Raw genomic sequence first — 16,571 nt, 5'->3', positions numbered from 1 at the left:
GTTCCGGAAGCGTTGGCCGCCGCGTCACACGAGCGCCAGTATCGGGTGCGATCGTCCAAGACGTGCGAGTCGCCATAGTCACCGAAAGTTTCCTGCCCCAGGTGAACGGCGTGACCAACTCCGTCCTCCGGGTCGTCGAGCACCTGCGCGAACGCGCCCACGACGTGCTGATCATCGCCCCCGGTCCCGGCCCGGACTCCTACCGCGGCGCCCCCGTGGTCCGGATCCCCGCGCTCGACGTCCCCGGGGTCAGCTCCCTCCCGATCGGCCTGCCCACGCGCACGGTGCTGACCGCGCTCACCGCGTTCGGCCCGGACGTCGTGCACCTCGCGTCGCCGTTCGTCGTCGGCGCGCGCGGGCTCGCCGCCGCGCGGAGACTGCGCGTCCCGTCGATCGCCGTCTACCAGACCGACATCGCCGGGTTCGCCGCCGCGTACGGCTTCGGCATCGGCGCGCGGGCCGCGTGGCGCTGGGTGCGGCGGCTGCACTCGCGCGCCGACCGGACCCTCGCCCCCTCCAGCGACTCCGTCGAGCAGCTGGAGCTGCACGGCGTCCCGCGCGTGCACCGGTGGGCCCGCGGCGTCGACATCGACCGGTTCTCCCCGGAGCACGCCGACGCACGCCTGCGCGCCGAGCTCGCGCCGAACGGCGAGCTGCTCGTCGGGTTCGTCGGGCGGCTCGCCCCGGAGAAGGAGGTCGACCGGCTGGCCGCGCTCGCCGGACGGCCGGGCATCCGCGTGGTCGTCGTCGGCGACGGCCCCGAACTGCCCGCGCTTCGCGAGCAGCTGCCGGACGCGGCTTTCCTCGGCGCGAAGTACGGCGACGAGCTGTCGGCGGCGTACGCGAGCTTCGACCTCTTCGTCCACACGGGCCCGCACGAGACGTTTTGCCAGGCGGTGCAGGAGGCGATGGCGTCCGGCCTGCCGGTGCTCGCGCCGGACGCGGGCGGCCCGAAGGACCTCGTCCTGCCCGGCCGCACCGGCTACCTGCTGCCCGCCGACCGCGACGGCTACGCAGCGGCGCTCGTGGAGAAGGTCGACGCGCTGCGCGATCCCGCACTGCGGGCGCGACTGGGCGAGAAGGCGCGGAAGGTCGTGCTGGGCCGCACCTGGCCCGCCGTCTGCCGGGAACTGATGGGGCACTACGAAGCCGTGCGGGGCCGGGCCGCCCGCGCGGCCTGACCATGCACATCGTCCAGCTCGCCAACTTCTACGGGCCGCGCTCGGGCGGGCTGCGCACGGCACTGCACCACCTCGGCGCGGGCTACGTCGCGAGCGGGCACGAGGTGACGCTCGTCGTGCCCGGCACGCGCTACGCCGAAGAAGTCCTGTCGACCGGCGTGCGCCGATTTTCCTTACCGGCACCCAAAATCCCGGGAACCGGCGGCTACCGGGCCGTCGACCCGCACCGCGTCCGCGCGGTGCTGCGCAGACTCGAACCCGACCGGCTGGAGGTGTCGGACCGGCTGACGCTGCGCGGGATGGGCGGCTGGGCGCGGCGCCACGGCGTCCCCAGCACGGTCATCTCCCACGAGCGCCTCGACCGCCTGCTCGAGCAGTTCCTGCTGCCGGAACCGGTCGCGCGCCGCGTCGCCGACGCCGCGAACCGCCGGATGGCGGCGAACTACGACACGGTCGTCTGCACGACGGCGTTCGCCCGCGCGGAGTTCGACCGGATCGCGGCGCCGAACGTCCGCCGCGTGCCACTCGGCGTCGACCTCGCGACGTTCCGGCCCGCCATGCGCGACGACGGCTGGCGCACCGACCTCGCCGGGGGAGCCGACGCCCTGCTCGTCCACTGTGGACGTCTGTCGCCCGAGAAACACGTTGAGCGCAGTGTGGACACGGTCGCCTCGCTGACCGAGGCGGGCGCGAAGGTGCGGCTGGTCGTGGCGGGCGACGGGCCGCGACGGCGCGCTCTCGAGCGCCGGGCGCGCGGCCTGCCGGTGACGTTCCTGGGGTTCCTGTCGGGCCGCGGCGACGTCGCGCGGCTGCTGGCGAGCGCGGACGTGTCGCTCGCGCCGGGGCCGCACGAGACGTTCGGGCTCGCCGCTCTCGAAGCCCTCGCCTCGGGTACTCCCGTGGTGGTGTCGGCGTCGTCGGCGCTGCGGGAGATCGTGCGGCCGGGGTGCGGGGCGGCCGTGGACGACCACGCGCCCGCGTTCGCCTCCGCAGTGACGAACCTCCTGGAGAGTCCCGAGGACCTGCGCCGCGCGGCGGCCCGGGCGCGGGCGGAGGAGTTCACCTGGCCGCGCGCGGTCGCCGGGATGCTGGCCACCTTCCGCTGACCCGTCGTGAGTGTTTAGGGCTGTTAGAACCGCCCTAAACACTCACGACAGGCGACCACCTGCGTAGCCGGGGTGCACGCCGGGCTGGAGGCCTTGCTCGTCGGCGATCTTGGTCAGCAGTTCGCGCAGGACGCCGCGTTCGTCGTTCGACAGCGCCGCCGTCAGCGCGCGCTCGTGGGCCACCGCCTCGATGGCGATGCGGCTCATCAGCTCGCGGCCGTCGTCGGTCAGCTGCAACGCGTAAAGGCGGCGGTCCTCGGGGTTGCGGTGGCGCTCGAGCACGCCGCGCTTCTCCAGGCCGTCCACCAGCGCGACCAGGCGGGTCGGCTGGGTGCCGAGCTGGGCCGCGATCGCCTGCTGGCTCTGGCCCGGCCGCGTCGCCACCAGCCGCAGGAGGCCGACCTGCGCCGGGGTGAGGTCCAGCTCGCCGATCCGCTCGGCGAACCGCTGGGCCGCGTGGGCGCCGACCTGGGCGAGGAGGAACGCGGAGCCGAAACCGTTCATGGTCAGAACCATAGCCGTTGACAATCGATTACGCGAGTGTAATCGTTTATGGCATGAAACGAATCGCGATCACCGCCTACGGACTGCTGACCATCGCCGGGGGAGTCCTCGGCGCCACCGGGACGCGGCCGGACTCGTCCGCCGCCGAAGTCACCGCCTACTACGCCACCCACCAGGGGCTCGTCCAGCTGCTGGCGCTCGTCGTCTTCGGCGCCGGGCTGTCGCTGGCGGCGTGGACCGCCGTCGCGAGACCGCCGTCGCTCGGCTACGCGGGCGGTCTGCTCGCCTCGGGCAGCCTGCTGCTGAGCGGTCTCGCCACCTGGACGGCCGTGCAGAACACCGACCTCGCCCGTCCGTTGACCTCGCTGGCGTTCGCGGCAGGGGCCTTCGGGTTCACCGTGCCGCTCGCGTTGCTGATCGCGGCGGCAGCCCCGACGACACCCAAGTGGCTGGAGATCACCGGCTACGTGATTGCCGCGCTGGCCGGGCTTTCGGCCTTCAGCATGCTGACCGACGTGCTGTACCCGCTGATCCCGGTCGGGCGCTTCGGCGGGCTGATCTGGTTGGTCCTGGCGACCTTCGTCAAACCACGGGACTACCCGGACCCCGCCCCGCCGCCACCCTCAATGGACGGGCTTCGCCCGGCTGTTTAGATTCGAGCCATGTCACGCGCAAGCCTGGACAAGGACCCGCACGAAGTCGCCGCGATGTTCGACGGCGTCGCGTCCGGGTACGACCGGGCGAACTCGTTCATGACCTTCGGTTTCGACCGGCGCTGGCGGACCACCACCGCCCGCGTGCTCGACGCCCGCCGCGGCGAGAAGGTCCTGGACCTCGCCGCCGGCACCGGGGTGTCCACCGTCGAGTACGCCCGCGGTGGCGCCTGGTGCCTGGCCGCGGACTTCTCGTTCGGCATGCTCCGCGCCGGGCTGCACCGCAACGTCCCGATGGTCGCGGCGGACGCGCTGAACCTGCCGTTCGCCGACGAGAGCTTCGACGCCGTGACGATCTCGCTGGCGCTGCGGAACTTCGTCGACACCAAGGCCGCGCTCACCGAGATCGCCCGCGTGGTCAAGCCGGGCGGGCGGCTGGTGATCTGCGAGGTCTCGACACCGCCGTTCGCGCCCATCCGGTTCATCCACCGCCGGTTCATGCTCAAGCTGCTGACCTGGGTCGGCAGCCGCACGTCGTCGAACCCCGAGGCCTACCAGTACCTGGCCGAATCCATGCTCACCTGGCCGGACCAGCGGACGCTCGGCGAGATCATCGCGAGCGCGGGCTGGACCGACGTCGAGTGGTTGAACCTCACATTCGGCGTCGTGGCGATCCACCGAGCCCGCAAGCCTGAATAAACTCGCGCCTATGACGCGACGCACCGCAGATCAAGACGCCGAGGTCATTGTCGTCGGCGCCGGACCAGCTGGGTCCACCGTGGCCACGTACTTGGCGCGCGCGGGCGTCGACGTCCTGCTGCTGGAGAAGACCGAATTCCCCCGCGAGAAGGTCTGCGGCGACGGCCTCACGCCACGCGGCGTCAAGCAGCTGATCGACCTGGGCATCGACACCAGCGAGGACGCGGGCTGGGTGCACAGCCGCGGCCTGCGGATCCTCACCGGCGACCTGACGCTCGAGCTGGACTGGCCGGACCTCACGAGCTACCCGCCCTACGGCGTTTCCCGCACCCGCCACGACTTCGACGACCTCCTCGCGAAGCTCGCCGTGAAGGCGGGTGCGCGGCTGTACGAGCGCACCACGGTCACCGGCGCGACCACCAGCCCGGCCGGGCGCGTGGTCGGCGTCGAGGCGAAGGTCGGCCCGGAGAAGACGCCGGTGCACTACCGCGCGCCGCTCGTCCTGGCCTGCGACGGCGTCTCCGCGCGGCTCGCGCTGAGCGTCGGCATCCAGAAGAACGAGAAGCGTCCGATGGGCGTCGCCGTGCGCCAGTACTACAAGAGCCCGCGCCATGACGACCCGTTCATCGAGGGCCACCTCGAGCTGTGGGACCGCTCCGACCCGCGCGACCCGAAGCTGCTGCCGGGCTACGGCTGGGCGTTCCCGCTCGGCGACGGCACGGTGAACGTCGGCCTCGGCATGCTCTCGACGTCGGCGTCGTTCCGGAACACCGACTACCGCGCGCTGCTGCGCCAGTGGCTCGACGGGACGCCGGAGGAGTGGGGCTACCGCGAGGAGAACGCGATCGGCAAGGTCGGCGGCGCCGGTCTCCCGATGGGCTTCAACCGCACTCCGCACTACCGCGACGGCCTCCTGCTGCTCGGCGACGCGGGCGGCATGGTCAGCCCGTTCAACGGCGAGGGCATCTCGGCCGCGATGGAGTCCGCGCAGATCGCCGCGGAGGTCGTCGTGCAGGCGCTGGCGCGGCGTGAAGGGCCTTCGCGCGAGCGTGCCTTGGAGGCCTACCCGCGCGCGGTCGGCGAGCTGATGGGCGGCTACTACGCGCTCGGCAACGTCTTCGCGAAGATCATCGGCAAGCCGAAGATCATGCACGCGTGCACCAAGTACGGCCTGCGCATCAACAAGCTGTTGCCGCTGGTCTACAAGGGCCTGTCGGGCTGCTACGACGCCAAGGGTGGCGACGGCGTCGACCGCCTGATCTCGGCCCTCGCCAAGGCGACGCCGAGCCCGCGCTGACGCGCGCGCGGACACACGAGTGGCCTAGCAAGTTGGCCGTGCGGTCAGTGGGATAGCTCACACGCCGACGTCCCAAATGTCCGGCCGTCAAGCGATCTTGAACGGTCTTCGCGCAGGTCGCGCGCGGGCCGTCATCGACCTGTGACAACGATGGCGGGAAAAGTTAGGCGACCCTTATAACACGGGGCCCTAGGGACAAGAGTGTGAGTCGCGTCCTAGACTCCCCCCATGCTTTGTGAATCCCTTCACATCCACGACGAGTGGCTTGTGAACTATTTCACAAGCAGCCACGGGCCGTAAGGAGACCCTGACCCTCGGCGGTGTGACCCAGGTCCCTTAGGGTGCCGACGAGGCCAAGCGGTTCCCACCACAAGCACAACCGCATCGGCGCGGAAAGGATGGCGAAGACCCGTGCTGACGTTGCTGACCCGAACCGACACGGTGCAGCTGGCGCAAGAAGCCCCCAGCCTGAAGCCCTACCTGCCCATCGTGATCTTGTTCGTCCTGGCGCTCGCTTTCGCCACGCTGTCGGTCCTGCTGGGCCCGCTCGTCGGCCCGAGCCGGTACAACAAGGCCAAGCTCGCCGCCTACGAGTGCGGCATCGAACCGTCCCCGCAGCCGCTCGTCGGCGCCGGGCGGATGCCGGTGGCCTACTACATCACCGCGATGCTGTTCATCCTGTTCGACATCGAGATGGTCTTCCTCTACCCGTTCGCCGTGCAGGCGAACGCGCTGGGCACGTTCGGCCTGGTGGAGATCCTGCTGTTCATCGCGACGGTCGGCTTCGCGTACGCCTACGTGTGGCGGCGCGGCGGCCTGGATTGGAACTAGACCCATGGGCCTCGAAGAGAAACTCCCCAACGGCATCCTGCTGGCCAGCCTCGAAGGTCTCGTCAACTGGGCGCGGAAGAACTCGATGTGGCCGGCCACCTTCGGGCTCGCCTGCTGCGCGATCGAGATGATGACCGTCGGCGGTTCCCGCTACGACATCGCCCGCTTCGGCATGGAGCGCTTCAGCGCGACGCCGCGGCAGGCCGACCTGATGATCGTCGCCGGGCGCGTCACGCAGAAGATGGCCCCGGTCCTGCGCCAGATCTACGACCAGATGGCCGAGCCCAAGTGGGTGCTCGCCATGGGCGTCTGCGCCTCCTCCGGCGGCATGTTCAACAACTACGCCGTGGTCCAGGGCGTCGACCACATCGTGCCGGTCGACATGTACCTGCCCGGCTGCCCGCCGCGGCCGGAGATGCTGCTGGACGCGATCCTCAAGCTGCACGCCAAGATCCAGGACGAGCCGATCAACGCCCGCCGCGCCGCCATCCGCGCCGCCAGCGGGGCCCGCACCGAGCTCGTCGCGTCGTCGATCAAGTACGCGAAGAAGTAAACGATGACTGAAACTCCTGAGACCGGCGGCGAGCAGTCCAGCGCCGACCGTCCCGAAGGCGGCCTCGAGCCCCAGGGCACCCGCCCCGCCGAACCGGTCGTCACGGGCCGCGAACGCCAGGGCATGTTCGGCGTCCACGGCACCGGCGACACCTCCGGCTACGGCGGCGTCCGGCTCCCGGCCTACAGCCCCGCGCCCGCCGAGCGCCCGTACGGTGGCTGGTTCGACCAGTTCGCCGACGAGTTCTACGCGGCGCTGGCGGAGAACAAGATCCCCGCCGAGTCGATCCTGCAGACGACGGTCGACCGCGGCGAGATCACCTTCTACGTCGCCCGCGAGCAGCTGCCCGCGATCGCGAAGGTGCTGCGCGACGACGGCGGGCTCCGCTTCGAGCTGCTGTCCTCGGTGTCCGGTGTGGACTACGGCGTCGACGTCCCGCAGCGGCTGCACGCGGTCTACCACTTCACGTCGCTGACCTACCGGCGCCGGATCCGCCTCGAGGTCACCCTCGACGTCGAGGACGCGCACGTGCCCTCGCTGGTCGGGATCTACCCGACCGCGGACTGGCAGGAGCGCGAGGCCTGGGACATGTTCGGCATCGTCTTCGACGGCCACCCGGCTCTGACCCGCATCCTCATGCCGGACGACTGGGACGGCCACCCCCAGCGCAAGGACTACCCGCTCGGCGGGATCCCGGTCGAATACAAGGGCGCGGAGATCCCGCCGCCGGACCAGCGGAGGTCGTACTCGTGAGCACCGAGAACCTTTCCGACGTCACCACCGGGACGGACACGAGCGCCGAAGGCTCCGACAGCGTCGAATACGCCGATTCCCGCGACACCACCGAAGGCCGCGTCTACACGGTCTCCGGCGGCGACTGGGACGACGTCATCGCCGACGCCCAGCACGACGAGCGCATGGTCATCAACATGGGCCCGCAGCACCCGTCGACGCACGGCGTGCTCCGGCTCGTGCTGGAGATGGAGGGCGAGACCGTCACGCAGCTGCGGTCGGTCATCGGCTACCTGCACACCGGCATCGAGAAGAACTGCGAGTACCGGACCTGGACCCAGGGCGTCACGTTCGTGACGCGCATGGACTACCTGGCCCCGCTCTCGACGGAGATGGCGTACTGCCTCGGCGTCGAGAAGCTGCTGCAGATCGAGGCCCCACGCCGCGCTCAGCTGCTGCGCGTGATGCTGCTGGAGATCAACCGCATCGGCTCGCACCTGGTCTACATCGCCACCGGCGGCATGGAGCTCGGCGCCACCACGGCGATGACGCTCGGCTTCCGCGAGCGCGAAGAGGTGCTGCACCTGCTGGAGCACCTGACCGGCCTGCGGATGAACCACGCGTTCATCCGCCCCGGCGGCCTCGCGCAGGACATGCCGGCGGACTACCACGAGAAGGTCACCGAATTCATCAAGACGATGAAGAAGCGCCTTCCGTTGTACGACAAGCTCTTCACCGGTCAGCCGATCTGGCGCAACCGGCTCAAGGGCGTGGGCTACCTGCCGGTCGACGCGTGCCTCGCGCTCGGCGTCACCGGCCCGGTGCTGCGGTCCGCCGGCCTGCCGTGGGACCTGCGCAAGACCGAGCCGTACTCCTGCTACGACGAGTTCGACTTCGACGTGCCCGTGGACAACGGCGCCGACTGCTGGTCGCGCTACCTGATCCGGGTGCACGAGATGCACGAGAGCCTCAAGATCATCGAGCAGTGCCTCGAGAAGCTCGAGCCGGGCCCGGTCATGGTCGAGGACAAGAAGATCGCCTGGCCGGCGCAGCTGTCCATCGGCAGCGACGGCATGGGCAACTCCCTCGAGCACGTCAAGAAGATCATGGGCCAGTCGATGGAGTCCCTGATCCACCACTTCAAGCTGGTCACCGAGGGCTTCAAGGTGCCGGCCGGGCAGGTCTACACCTCGGTCGAGTCGCCGCGCGGCGAGCTGGGCGCGCACCTGGTCTCCGACGGCGGCACCCGGCCGTTGCGGGTCCACGTGCGCGAACCGAGCTTCGTGAACCTGCAGTCGATGCCCGCAATGGCCGAAGGCGGCCTGGTCGCGGACGTGATCGCCGCGATCGCCTCGATCGACCCCGTCATGGGGGGAGTGGACCGATGACCACAGCAGTTCCCGAGCCGGGACCCCACGACGCCGCGACGACGTACGCCGCGGCCGGGCCCGACACCGACGTCGTCGCCATCGCGCCGGACCCCGAGGTCGCAGCCGGCATCATCACGGAGACGCCCCTCGAGGACATCTTCGACGCCGACATCCACGCCAAGGCGCAGGAGCTGATCGCGCGCTACCCGATGTCGCGTTCGGCGCTGCTGCCGATGCTGCACCTCGTGCAGTCCGTGCAGGGCTACGTCAGCCAGGAAGGCATCGCGTTCTGCGCGAAGCAGCTCGACCTGTCCGACGCCGAGGTCAGCGCGGTCGCGACGTTCTACACCATGTACAAGCGCAAGCCGTGCGGCGAGCACCTCGTGAGCGTCTGCACCAACACGCTGTGCGCGGCCATGGGCGGCGACGCGATCTACAAGCGGCTCCAGACGCACCTCGGCTCCGAAGCGGAACCGCTGGGGCACAACGAAACCGCGGGCACGCCGAACGAGCCGGGCTCGATCACCCTCGAGCACGCCGAGTGCCTCGCGGCCTGCGACCTCGCGCCGGTCATCCAGGTCAACTACGAGTACTTCGACAACCAGACCGAGGACAAGGCCGTCGCGCTGGTCGACGCGTTGCAGGCGGGCAAGAAGCCGGCCCCGACGCGCGGTGCCCCGCTGACGAACTTCAAGGGCGCCGAGCTGCAGCTCGCCGGGTTCTTCCCGGAGGACGAAGCGGCCTACCGCCGGGACGTCGACGGCCCGTCGCAGGCCGTCGAGACGCTGCGGGGCGCGCAGCTCGCGCAGGAGCGCGGCTGGGTCGCCCCGGTCGCCCAGGATGTCCCGCTTCCTGAAGTGGAGAAGAAGTAATGGCCGATCCCATTACCCCGGTCCTCACGAAGCGCTGGCTGTCGCCGAACTCCTGGACGATCGGCCAGTACGAGGCCCTCGAGGGCTACACCGCGATCCGCAAGGCACTCGCCGGGACGCCGGAGCAGCTCGTCCAGCTGATCAAGGACTCCGGACTGCGCGGCCGCGGCGGCGCGGGCTTCCCGGCGGGCATCAAGTGGTCGTTCATGCCGCCGAACTTCGACAAGCCGCACTACCTGGTCATCAACGCCGACGAGGGCGAGCCGGGGACCTGCAAGGACATCCCGCTGATGATGGCGGACCCGCACTCGCTCATCGAGGGCTGCATCATCGCCTCGTACGCGATGCGGTCCAACCACTGCTTCATCTACGTCCGCGGCGAGGCGCTGCACTGCATCCGCCGCCTCAACGCGGCCGTGCGCGAAGCCGAAGCGGCGGGCTACCTGGGCGAGAACATCCTCGGCTCCGGCTTCGACCTCAAGATCACCGTCCACGCGGGCGCGGGCGCGTACATCTGCGGCGAGGAGACGGCGTTGCTCGACTCCCTCGAGGGACGTCGTGGCCAGCCGAGGCTCAAGCCGCCGTTCCCGGCCGCCGCGGGTCTTTACGCCGCGCCGACCACGGTCAACAACGTCGAGACCATCGCGAGCGCGCCGTTCATCGTCAACGGCGGGTCGAGCTGGTTCCGCGAGATGGGCCGCGAGAAGTCGCCCGGCCCGAAGATCTACTCGATCTCCGGCCACGTCGAGAAGCCCGGTCAGTACGAGTGCCCGCTCGGCACCACGCTGCGCGAGCTGCTGGACATGGCGGGCGGCATGAAGGACGGCATCCCGCTCAAGTTCTGGACCCCGGGCGGCTCGTCCACCCCGATGTTCACCGCCGAGCACCTCGACGTTCCCCTGGACTTCGAAGGCGCGGCGGAAGCCGGGTCGATGCTGGGCACCACCGCCGTCCAGGTCTTCAACGAGACCGTGTCGGTGCCGTGGGCCGTGATGAAGTGGACCCAGTTCTACGAGCACGAGTCCTGCGGCAAGTGCACGCCGTGCCGCGAAGGCACGTACTGGCTGGCGCAGATCCTCGAGCGCATGGTCGAGGGACACGGCACCGAGGAGGACATCGACACCCTCCTCGACGTCTGCGACAACATCCTCGGCCGGTCGTTCTGCGCCCTCGGCGACGGCGCGGTGTCGCCGATCCAGAGCGGTATCAAGTACTTCCGCGAGGAATTCCTCGCTCTCTGTGAGAGCAACAAGCGCGAACTGGTGGGAGCGCAGGCATGACGATCGCCCCCGACAAGCCCGAGACCACCGAGACGCCGGTCCCCGAGGGCCACGTCAAGCTGGTCATCGACGGCGAAGAGGTCATCGCCCCCAAGGGCGAGCTCCTCATCCGCACGGCCGAACGCCTCGGCACGGTCATCCCGCGGTTCTGCGACCACCCGCTCCTCGACCCGGCCGGCGCCTGCCGCCAGTGCCTCGTCGAGGTCGAGATGGGCGGCCGGCCGATGCCGAAGCCGCAGGCGTCCTGCACGATGACCGTCGCCGACGGCATGGTCGTCAAGACGCAGCTGACGTCGCCGGTCGCGGACAAGGCCCAGCAGGGTGTGATGGAGCTGCTGCTCATCAACCACCCCCTGGACTGCCCGATCTGCGACAAGGGCGGCGAGTGCCCGCTGCAGAACCAGGCGATGGCGCACGGGCGTCCGGAGTCGCGGTTCGTCGACACCAAGCGGACGTTCCCGAAGCCGCTGCCGATCTCGACGCAGGTGCTGCTGGACCGCGAACGCTGCGTGCTCTGCCAGCGCTGCACCCGGTTCTCCCGCGAGATCGCCGGCGACCCGTTCATCGAGCTCCTCGAACGCGGCGCCCACCAGCAGATCGGCACCGCGGAGACGGCGGACGTCCTGGACCTGGCGTCCCGGACGACGTCCGGCCAGCCGTTCCAGTCCTACTTCTCCGGCAACGTGATCCAGATCTGCCCGGTCGGGGCCCTGACGAGCGCGGCCTACCGTTTCCGGTCGCGGCCGTTCGACCTGGTGTCCTCGCCGAGCGTCTGCGAGCACTGCTCGTCCGGCTGCGCCGAGCGCACCGACTTCCGGCGCGGCAAGGTCCAGCGCAAGCTGGCCGGCGACGACCCGGAAGTCAACGAGGAGTGGCTCTGCGACAAGGGCCGGTTCGCCTTCCGCTACACGACGGCCGAGGACCGCATCCGCCGTCCGCTGGTCCGGAACAAGACGACCGGTGAGCTGGAAGAGGCCTCCTGGACCGACGCGTTGCGCGTCGCCGCGGCCGGGCTGGCCGAGGCCCGCTCGAACGGCGGCGTCGGGGTTCTGCCGGGTGGCCGGCTGACCGTCGAGGACGCCTACGCGTACTCGAAGTTCGCCCGCGTCGCTTTGCAGACCAACGACGTCGACTTCCGCGCCCGGCCGCACTCGGCCGAGGAGCTGGCGTTCCTGACCTCGCACGTCGTGGGCGTGACGCCGGAGTCGGGCGTGACCTTCCGCGAGATCGAGAAGGCCCGCACGGTCCTGTGCGTCGCCTTCGAGCCCGAGGACGAAGCCCCGATCGTGTTCCTGCGGCTGCGCAAGGCGGCCCGCAAGAACCGCACCCGGGTCGTCCACTTGGGACAGTGGACGACGTCGTCGGTGCGCAAGACGTTCGGCGAGCTGCTCGCCTGCGTCCCCGGCCAGGAGGCCGCGGCCGTCGAAGGCATCGCCAAGCACGCGCCGGACCTCGACGAGGCCCTGAGCGGCGAAGGCGCCGTCGTCCTGGTCGGCGAGCGCGCCGCCCAGGTGCCCGGCCTCTTCTCGGCGCTGCACGACCTGGTCGAGCGCACCGGCGTCCGGCTCGCGTGGATCCCGCGCCGCGCCGGTGACCGGGGCGCGCTGGAGACCGGCTGCGTGCCGACGCTCCTGCCGGGTGGCCGCCGCGTGGGCGACGACGCCGCGCGCGTCGCCGTCGAAAACGCCTGGGGCGTCCCGGTTCCGGCCACGCCCGGCCGCGACGTGACGGAGATCCTGCAGGCCGCGTCCAGCCAGGAGCTGGGCGGTCTGGTCGTCGGCGGCGTCGACCCGTTCGACCTGCCGGACCCGGACCTCGCGCTGCGCGCGCTGGACAACGCCGGGTTCGTCGTCAGCCTCGAACTCCGCCACAGCGCGGTGACCGAGCGCGCGGACGTCGTGCTCCCGGTGGCCGCGTCCGACGAGAAGGCGGGCAGCTACCTCAACTGGGAGGGCCGCACCCGCCCGTTCGACGTCACCCTCGAAGGCACCGGCGCCCTGCCGGACTGCCGGGTGCTCGACACCCTCGCCGTCGAGATGGACGCCGACCTGTTCACGCAGACGCCCGCGGCTTCGCGCGGCGACTTCGAGAAGCTCGGCCCGGCCTCGGCGCTGCGCTGGGGTCCCGTCGAAGCGGCGACCGGCGGCGCCACCAAGGCCCCGGGTGACGGCCAGGCGGTCCTCTCGACCTGGCGCCAGCTCATCGACAACGGGTCCCTGCAGGACGGCGAGCCGCACCTGAAGGGCACTCAGCGCACGCCGGTCGCGCGGCTGTCCGCGAAGACCGCGGAAGGGCTGGGCGTCACCGTCAAGGTGAGCACCGAACGCGGCGCGATCACGCTGCCGGTGGAGATCGCGGACCTGCCCGACGGCGTCGTGTGGCTGCCGGGCAACTCCGACGGCTCCGCCGTGTTCAAGACGCTCGGCGCCGGGCACGGCGCCGTCGTGAACCTCGCTGGGGGTGAGCAATGATCCCGCTGCTGACGCAGGTGACCGACGTTCCGGTGGGCAGTGTGCCGGACGCGGCGACGCGGGCGGCGCTGCTGGCGGACGACCCGTTGTGGCTGATCCTGATCAAGTGCGTGGTCATCCTGCTGATCGGGCCCATCCTGACGATCTTCCTGATCGTCTGGGAGCGCAAGGCGGTCGGCCGGATGCAGAACCGGCCCGGCCCCAACCGGGTCGGCCCGGGCGGCTACCTGCAGTCCCTGGCGGACGCGCTCAAGCTGCCGTTCAAGGAACAGATCATCCCGGACACCGCCGACCGCAAGGTGTACTTCCTCGCGCCGGTGCTGTCCGCGGTCCCCGCGCTGATCGCGCTGTCGGCCATCCCGTTCGGCCCGGTGGTCTCGATCTTCGGCGAGCGGACCGTGCTGCAGCTGCTCGACCTGCCGGTCAGCGCGCTGGTGATCCTGGCCTGCTCCTCGATCGGCGTGTACGGCATCGTGCTCGCCGGCTGGTCGTCGGGCTCGCCGTACCCGCTGCTCGGCGGCATGCGCAGCGCGGCGCAGGTGATCTCCTACGAGATCGCGATGGGCCTGTCGATCGTCGCGGTGATCCTGCAGGCCGGGTCGCTGAACCTGGCCGACATCGTCGGCGCGCAGCACAAGGTGTGGTTCCTCTACCTGGTGCCGAGCTTCGTGATCTACCTGATCTCGATGGTCGGCGAGACCAACCGCGCCCCGTTCGACCTCCCGGAGGCCGAGTCGGAGCTGGTCGGCGGCTTCCACACCGAGTACAGCTCGATGAAGTTCGCGATGTTCTTCCTCGCCGAGTACGTCAACATGGTGATCGTCTCGGCGTTCGCGACCACGCTGTTCCTCGGCGGCTGGATGGCGCCGTGGCCGCTGTCGCTCATCGGGAACAACGTCCTCAACACCGGCTGGTGGCCGCTGCTGTGGTTCTTCGCGAAGATGTTCATCCTGCTCTTCGGGTTCATCTGGCTGCGCGGCACGCTGCCCCGCCTGCGCTACGACCAGTTCATGCGCCTGGGCTGGAAGGTCCTGGTCCCGCTGAACCTGGTGTGGATCGTCATGGTGACCTTCGCGAAGGTCATCGCCTGGAACACCGCGTCGATCATCATCGCCGCCGTCGCCATCTTCATCGTCGTCGCGCTCTTCTTCTACGTCCGCGCCGCGGGCCGCGAGGAAGAGAGCGAGTCGATCCCGGTGACCGGTGGCGGTTTCCCGGTCCCGCCGCTGGACCTCAAGGTCCCGCAGACCACCCCGCGTCAGAAGGCCCTGGCCAAGGCCGAGGCGAAGGCGGCCCGCCGCAAGCCGGCGGCCGTCGGTACCGCAAAGGAAGGAGCGCAAGATGGGGTTTCTTGATCCCGTCAAGGGCTTCGGCGTCACCTTCGGGATGATGTTCAAGAAGGTCGCCACCGAGGAGTACCCGGAGGCCGGCGCGCCCGCCGCCCCGCGTTACCACGGCCGGCACCAGCTGAACCGCCACCCGGACGGCCTCGAGAAGTGCGTCGGCTGCGAGCTGTGCGCGTGGGCGTGCCCGGCGGACGCGATCTTCGTCGAGGGCGGTGACAACACCGAGGAGGCCCGGTACTCGCCGGGCGAGCGGTACGGCGCGGACTACCAGATCAACTACCTGCGCTGCATCGGCTGCGGCCTCTGCATCGAGGCGTGCCCGACCCGGTCGCTGACGATGATCAACTTCTACGAGCTGGCCGACGACGACCGCCAGCGGCTGATCTACACGAAGGAGGACCTGCTCGCCCCGCTGCTGCCCGGCATGGAGCAGCCGCCGCACCCGATGCGGCTCGGCGACAACGAGCAGGACTACTACGTGAACGGCCCCGAACTGGCTCGTGGGGAGGCTCCGAAGTGATCACCGCACTTCTGGCCCAGGCCCCGACCGGCGCGGCCGCGGGCGTCACCACTGGCGAGGCGATCGCGTTCTGGATCCTCGGCCCGCTCTCGCTGCTCGGCGCGCTCGGCATGATCTTCTCCCGCAACGCCGTCCACTCGGCGCTGTGGCTGGTCCTGACGATGCTGAGCCTGGGCGCGCTGTACATGATCCAGTCGGCGCCGTTCCTGGGCTTCACGCAGATCATCGTCTACACCGGCGCGATCATGATGCTGTTCCTGTTCGTGCTGATGCTGGTCGGCCGGGAAAGCTCGGACTCGGTCGTCGAAGTCCTCCGTGGACAGCGGCTCGCCGCCACCGTCCTCGGCATCGGGATGGCCGCGCTGCTGGCCACCGGCATCTACCGGGCGCTGGAGAACGTCACCCCGGCGACCCCGCTCGACTCGACGACGTCGGCGGGCGGCGGCCCCAAGGGCCTCGGCAAGCTGATCTTCACCGACTACCTGTTCCCGTTCGAGCTGACGTCGGCGCTGCTCATCACCGCCGCGATCGGCGCGATGGTGCTGGCCTTCACCGACCGGCACGCCAAGGGCGGGAAGCTGTCGCAGCGGGAGCTCGTGCTGCTGCGCTTCCGCGGCGAGCACGACCGGCCGTCGCCGCTGCCCGGCCCGGGTGTGTTCGCCACCGCCAACTCGGTGGCCACCCCGGCGCTGCTGCCGGACGGTTCGGTCGCCCCCGAGTCGCTGTCGGCGATCATCGAGTCGACCTCGGCGATCGAGCTGGCGAAGGAACGCAAGCTCGTCGCCGACGACGTCGAGCACCCGGACGCGCACGCGCTGGTCGGTTCCGAAGGCGCTTCGGAAGGGGAGAAGGAATGACCCCGACGTACTACCTGCTGCTGTCGGCGCTGCTGTTCGCGCTCGGCGCGGTCGGCGTGCTGGTGCGGCGCAACGCGATCGTCGTGTTCATGTGCATCGAGCTGATGCTCAACGCGGTGAACCTGTCGCTGGTCACCTTCGCCCGGATCAACGGCGGGCTCGACGGCCAGGTCATGGCGTTCTTCGTCATGGTCGTCGCGGCCGCCGAGGTCGTGGTCGGCCTGGCGATCATCATGGCCATCTTCCGCACCCGGCGCTCGGCCTCGGTCGACGACACCAACCTGCTGAAGTACTAGGAG

The 16,571-nt window shown here is 70.2% G+C and carries 17 protein-coding genes; 16 read left to right on the top strand and 1 reads right to left on the bottom strand.

Going from position 1 to position 16,571, the window contains the following annotated elements:
* Window positions 1–110: 110 nt before the first annotated feature.
* Together QP939_RS09845 and QP939_RS09840 are read left to right on the top strand one after the other, a co-directional pair.
* Entirely contained in the window at window positions 111–1,181 is a 1,071-nt protein-coding gene (locus tag QP939_RS09845) for a glycosyltransferase family 4 protein (protein ID WP_285456323.1), read from the top strand.
* A gap of 2 nt (window positions 1,182–1,183) precedes the next feature.
* A complete protein-coding gene (locus tag QP939_RS09840; protein WP_285456322.1) occupies window positions 1,184–2,287 on the top strand; it encodes a glycosyltransferase family 4 protein in 1,104 nt (367 codons plus the stop codon).
* A gap of 42 nt (window positions 2,288–2,329) precedes the next feature.
* On the opposite strand, the gene QP939_RS09835 is transcribed toward QP939_RS09840, so the two are convergent.
* Window positions 2,330–2,791: a MarR family winged helix-turn-helix transcriptional regulator gene (locus tag QP939_RS09835; protein WP_285456321.1), complete on the bottom strand. Its 462-nt coding sequence runs from the start codon at window positions 2,789–2,791 to the stop codon at window positions 2,330–2,332.
* A gap of 53 nt (window positions 2,792–2,844) precedes the next feature.
* Here QP939_RS09835 and QP939_RS09830 point away from each other — a divergent pair, with 53 nt between their 5' ends.
* From QP939_RS09830 to nuoK, 14 genes are all read left to right on the top strand, one after another.
* A complete protein-coding gene (locus QP939_RS09830) occupies window positions 2,845–3,444 on the top strand; it encodes a DUF4386 domain-containing protein (protein ID WP_285456320.1) in 600 nt (199 codons plus the stop codon).
* 9 nt (window positions 3,445–3,453) lie between these two features.
* Entirely contained in the window at window positions 3,454–4,143 is a 690-nt protein-coding gene (locus tag QP939_RS09825; RefSeq protein WP_285456318.1) for a class I SAM-dependent methyltransferase, read from the top strand.
* A gap of 10 nt (window positions 4,144–4,153) precedes the next feature.
* The gene (locus tag QP939_RS09820) at window positions 4,154–5,440 is read left to right on the top strand and encodes a geranylgeranyl reductase family protein (RefSeq protein WP_285456316.1); all 1,287 of its coding nucleotides are present in this window, start codon (window positions 4,154–4,156) and stop codon (window positions 5,438–5,440) included.
* A 411-nt stretch (window positions 5,441–5,851) separates the two neighbouring features.
* On the top strand, window positions 5,852–6,271 hold the full coding sequence (locus QP939_RS09815; protein WP_285456315.1) for an NADH-quinone oxidoreductase subunit A: 420 nt from the start codon (window positions 5,852–5,854) through the stop codon (window positions 6,269–6,271).
* Window positions 6,272–6,275: 4 nt separating this feature from the next.
* Window positions 6,276–6,824: a NuoB/complex I 20 kDa subunit family protein gene (locus tag QP939_RS09810; protein ID WP_086863694.1), complete on the top strand. Its 549-nt coding sequence runs from the start codon at window positions 6,276–6,278 to the stop codon at window positions 6,822–6,824.
* Window positions 6,825–6,827: 3 nt separating this feature from the next.
* On the top strand, window positions 6,828–7,577 hold the full coding sequence (locus tag QP939_RS09805) for an NADH-quinone oxidoreductase subunit C (RefSeq protein ID WP_285456314.1): 750 nt from the start codon (window positions 6,828–6,830) through the stop codon (window positions 7,575–7,577).
* Window positions 7,574–8,944, top strand: a complete 1,371-nt coding sequence (locus QP939_RS09800) for an NADH-quinone oxidoreductase subunit D (RefSeq protein WP_285456313.1) — start codon at window positions 7,574–7,576, stop codon at window positions 8,942–8,944. The genes QP939_RS09805 and QP939_RS09800 overlap by 4 nt, the downstream gene beginning before the upstream one ends.
* The gene (gene nuoE / locus QP939_RS09795) at window positions 8,941–9,798 is read left to right on the top strand and encodes an NADH-quinone oxidoreductase subunit NuoE (protein ID WP_285456312.1); all 858 of its coding nucleotides are present in this window, start codon (window positions 8,941–8,943) and stop codon (window positions 9,796–9,798) included. Before QP939_RS09800 ends, nuoE begins: the two co-directional genes overlap by 4 nt.
* Window positions 9,798–11,078 carry an NADH-quinone oxidoreductase subunit NuoF gene (nuoF, locus tag QP939_RS09790; protein WP_285456311.1) on the top strand — a complete coding sequence of 427 codons (1,281 nt, stop codon included), beginning with the start codon at window positions 9,798–9,800 and terminating at the stop codon, window positions 11,076–11,078. The genes nuoE and nuoF overlap by 1 nt, the downstream gene beginning before the upstream one ends.
* Window positions 11,075–13,549: an NADH-quinone oxidoreductase subunit G gene (locus QP939_RS09785; protein ID WP_285456310.1), complete on the top strand. Its 2,475-nt coding sequence runs from the start codon at window positions 11,075–11,077 to the stop codon at window positions 13,547–13,549. The genes nuoF and QP939_RS09785 overlap by 4 nt, the downstream gene beginning before the upstream one ends.
* The gene (gene nuoH / locus QP939_RS09780) at window positions 13,546–14,904 is read left to right on the top strand and encodes an NADH-quinone oxidoreductase subunit NuoH (RefSeq protein WP_285456309.1); all 1,359 of its coding nucleotides are present in this window, start codon (window positions 13,546–13,548) and stop codon (window positions 14,902–14,904) included. The genes QP939_RS09785 and nuoH overlap by 4 nt, the downstream gene beginning before the upstream one ends.
* Window positions 14,891–15,415 carry an NADH-quinone oxidoreductase subunit NuoI gene (nuoI, locus tag QP939_RS09775; RefSeq protein WP_285456308.1) on the top strand — a complete coding sequence of 175 codons (525 nt, stop codon included), beginning with the start codon at window positions 14,891–14,893 and terminating at the stop codon, window positions 15,413–15,415. Before nuoH ends, nuoI begins: the two co-directional genes overlap by 14 nt.
* Entirely contained in the window at window positions 15,412–16,272 is an 861-nt protein-coding gene (locus tag QP939_RS09770; protein WP_285456307.1) for an NADH-quinone oxidoreductase subunit J, read from the top strand. The genes nuoI and QP939_RS09770 overlap by 4 nt, the downstream gene beginning before the upstream one ends.
* On the top strand, window positions 16,269–16,568 hold the full coding sequence (gene nuoK / locus QP939_RS09765) for an NADH-quinone oxidoreductase subunit NuoK (protein WP_091303926.1): 300 nt from the start codon (window positions 16,269–16,271) through the stop codon (window positions 16,566–16,568). Before QP939_RS09770 ends, nuoK begins: the two co-directional genes overlap by 4 nt.
* Window positions 16,569–16,571: the final 3 nt, after the last annotated feature.

This window comes from Amycolatopsis nalaikhensis, from assembly GCF_030264295.1.
Classification (GTDB): domain Bacteria; phylum Actinomycetota; class Actinomycetes; order Mycobacteriales; family Pseudonocardiaceae; genus Amycolatopsis; species Amycolatopsis nalaikhensis.
Note: the sequence above shows the minus strand (reverse complement) of the source record. Positions and strands in the feature narration are given on the sequence as shown.